The organism is Propionicimonas sp. (assembly GCF_047606205.1).
GTDB lineage: Bacteria > Actinomycetota > Actinomycetes > Propionibacteriales > Propionibacteriaceae > Propionicimonas.
Map to the genome: position 1 here is coordinate 1 of NZ_JASGES010000031.1, position 3,171 is coordinate 3,171.

A 3,171-nucleotide genomic window follows, 5' to 3' on the forward strand; every position below is an offset into this window, starting at 1 on the left:
CGAATTTCGGGAGCGCGGACGAATTTCGGGAGCGTCTGTCGGGAGGGGGCCGGTGGGGGCGGCTCACTCGGCGCAGGCGGCGTCCAGCAGCGCGAACAACTCCGCGGGTGTGCCGGCCGTGGCCAGCCTGTCCACCTCCGCCGCGTCGGAGAAGATCACCGCGATCCGGGCCAGCAGGGGCAGGTGCTCGGTCCCCCGCCCCGCGATCCCCACGACGAAGGTGACCGGGTGGCCGTCCCAGTCGACGCCCCCGTCGTAGCGGACGAAGCTGATCGCCGTGCCGAGCACCGTGTCCTGCCGTTCGCTCGTGCCGTGCGGGATCGCCAACCCGTGGCCCATGTAGGTCGACACGGCCCGCTCGCGGGCCTGCATCGCCGCGTAGTACGCCGGCGTCACGGCCCCCGCGGCCACGAGCAGGTCAGTGGCCTCCCGCAGCGCCGCGTCCCGGCTCGCCGAGCCCGGATGAATGCGCACCCGCGAGGGTGCGAGCAGGGTCAGGGTCGCAACCCGGTCCGGCTCTCCGACGGGCGCCGGCGGGGCGGGACCGTCCGGCCCCGGCAGGAGGACCCGGGCCGCGGCCTCCTCGCGGAGCAACCCCACGATGCCGTCGTAGGCGGGAGAGGCGATGAAGTCGTCCACGCGGACGTGCACGGCTCCCGGGGCGCGCCGGCGGGCCCGCTCGGTGAGCCGCGACTGCGTGACCACCAGGTCGGCGGTCCCGTCGAGCTGGCCGATCGCGGCGTTCAGCACGGCCACGTCGGCGATCCCCGCCGCCTCGATCTTCCTGCGCAGCATGGTGGCGCCCATCGCGGACGAACCCATGCCCGCGTCGCAGGCGAAGACGATGGTGCCGATCGGCCCCTTCGGCCGGCCCAGGAGCCCTGCGACGGCCGAGCGCCGCCCTTTCAACTCCTCCATCCTGGCCGTCGCGGCGGCGAGGTCGGCGCCGGCGGGATCCGTCCTGCGGTCGAAGCCGAGCAGCAGCGAGGCCACCACCATGCTCACCGCCGCCGACCCCGCCATCGCCAGGGTCACCCCGGCGTAGCTGTCCGGGGCGGTCTGCAGGTAGACGGCGAACACCGAACCCGGCGCGGCGGGAGCGCGCAGGCCCACCCCAAAGGCGACGTTGAGGAACACGCCGGTCATGCCGCCGGCGATCATCGCGAGGATCAGGACCGGGCGCATCAGCACGTAGGGGAAGTAGATCTCGTGGATGCCGCCGAAGAAGTGGATGACCGCCGCTCCCGGCGCGGACGCCTTCGCCGTTCCCCGGGCGAACACCATGTGCGCCAGCAGCAGGCCCAGCCCGGGGCCGGGGTTCGCCTCGAGCAGGAACAGCACGGACTTGCCGGTCAGGGCCGCCTGCTCGGTGCCGAGCGGGGTCAGGATGCCATGGTTGATCGCGTTGTTGAGGAAGAGCACCTTGCCGGGCTCGATCAGGATCGAGGTCAGTGGCAGCAGGCCGGACGCGACCAGGACGCCGACGGCGGCGCTGAGCGCGTTCGAGACCACCGCGACGAGGGGCCCGACGACGAAGAAGCCGAAGACGGCCAGGACGCCGCCCCAGATTCCCACCGAGAAGTTCCCGACCAGCATCTCGAAGCCGGGCCGGATCCGATGCTCCCACCGCGCGTCCAGCAGCTTCATCGTCCCGCCGGCCAGGGGGCCCATGATCATCGCGCCGAGGAACATCGGCACGCTTGTCCCCGTGATCACGCCCATGGTCGCGATCGCCCCGGCGACGCCGCCCCTGGTCTCGTGCAGGAGCCTTCCTCCCGAGTAGCCGATCAGCAGCGGCAGCAGGTAGGTGATCGAGGGGGTGACGATGCCGTGACCCTCGAACGTGCCCCAGCCGCCCAGCATGGCCACCCAGCCGTTGTCGGGCTGGGGAAGGAGAAGGTTGATCCAGCCATCCCTGATGAACAGCGCGGTGATCAGCCCCCACGCGATGAACGCGCCGATGTTGGGCATCACCATCGAGGAGAGGAACGCGCCGAACCGCTGCACGGCGACGCGGGCCGAGCCCGGCCCCACCGCTGCTGTGGTCGTCATCTGGCTCCCCGTGGACGGAAGGCTGCCGGGACGCGCTGCCCTGCGTGCGGTCCCCGAGCGACCGCCACCGAGCAGGTTAGCCCCTGAACCGGCCCCGCAGTGATCCGCGGTTCGGCGAACCCTGTGCTGCCCCGCTACAGCGGGAGCGGCAGCCGCAGCTCCTGCGGCGGCACCGGCCCCGGGGTGCTGGAGGCGGCGAGGGCCTGGATGCTCGCTGCGGCGAGCGCCGCCTCCGGCGCGGCCAGGCCCGCCGCCAGCAGCGCACCGCAGATCCCGGCCAGGACGTCGCCGGAACCGGCCTGCGCCGTCCAGCCCGGGCCGGGCAGCGCGAGCCACAGCCGCTCCTCCCGCGGCGAGCCGACGTACTGGGTGGCACCCTTCAGCAGCACCGTGCAGCCGGTCCGGGCGACGGCGTCGTGCACGGCGGCGACCGGGTCGGCCTCCACCTCGTGCCGCTCGCGGTCCAGCAGCCGGGCGAGTTCACCGGCGTGCGGGGTGAGCAGCACGCCGGGGTGACCCTGCTCGGGAAGATGACGCAGGCCGTCGGCGTCCACGACGAGCGGCACACCGGCTGCGATCGCCCGGGCCACCACACCGCGGTCCTTGCGGTCTCCCCAGCCCGAGCCGAGCACCAGCGCCTGCACGCGCCCCTGGCCGACGATCACGTTCGGGAACCGGTCGAGGATCCGGGCACCCACCGGCGGCGGGCCGAAGTAGCGCACCATCCCGGCTCCGGCGTGGACGGCCCCGGAGGTGCCGAGGACGGCCGCCCCGGGGTAGTCGACCGAGCCTGTGTCCAGCCCGACCACGCCTCGCGAGTACTTGTCGCTGCGCGCGTCCGGGACGGGCCAGGCCGCGACGAGGTCGGCCTTCTCCCACTGGCTCACCTGCGGTTCGCCGAGGTCGAGTCCGATGTCGACCAGTTCGACCTCGCCACAGTCGGTGCGGGCCGGTTCGAGCAGCTGGCAGAGCTTGCGGCCCCCGAAGGTCACCGTGACGTCGGCCACCACGTGCGGGTCGTCGGTGAACGGCGGCTCCGGCGCCAGGCCGGACGGGAGGTCCACCGCCACCACCGGCACGCCGTGCGCGCGGCACGCGGCGGCCAACCCGGCCACCGCG

At 73.5% G+C, this 3,171-nt stretch carries 2 protein-coding genes; both read right to left on the bottom strand.

Going from position 1 to position 3,171, the window contains the following annotated elements; genetic code table 11:
* Positions 1-63: 63 nt before the first annotated feature.
* Complete coding sequence (locus tag QM633_RS01940; protein WP_415152037.1) at positions 64-2,052, bottom strand: PTS mannitol transporter subunit IICBA; 1,989 nt, start codon at positions 2,050-2,052, stop codon at positions 64-66.
* A 134-nt stretch (positions 2,053-2,186) separates the two neighbouring features.
* Positions 2,187-3,171 (bottom strand): bifunctional ADP-dependent NAD(P)H-hydrate dehydratase/NAD(P)H-hydrate epimerase (locus QM633_RS01945; protein WP_415152038.1); only part of this gene is annotated, 985 nt, incomplete at its 5' end.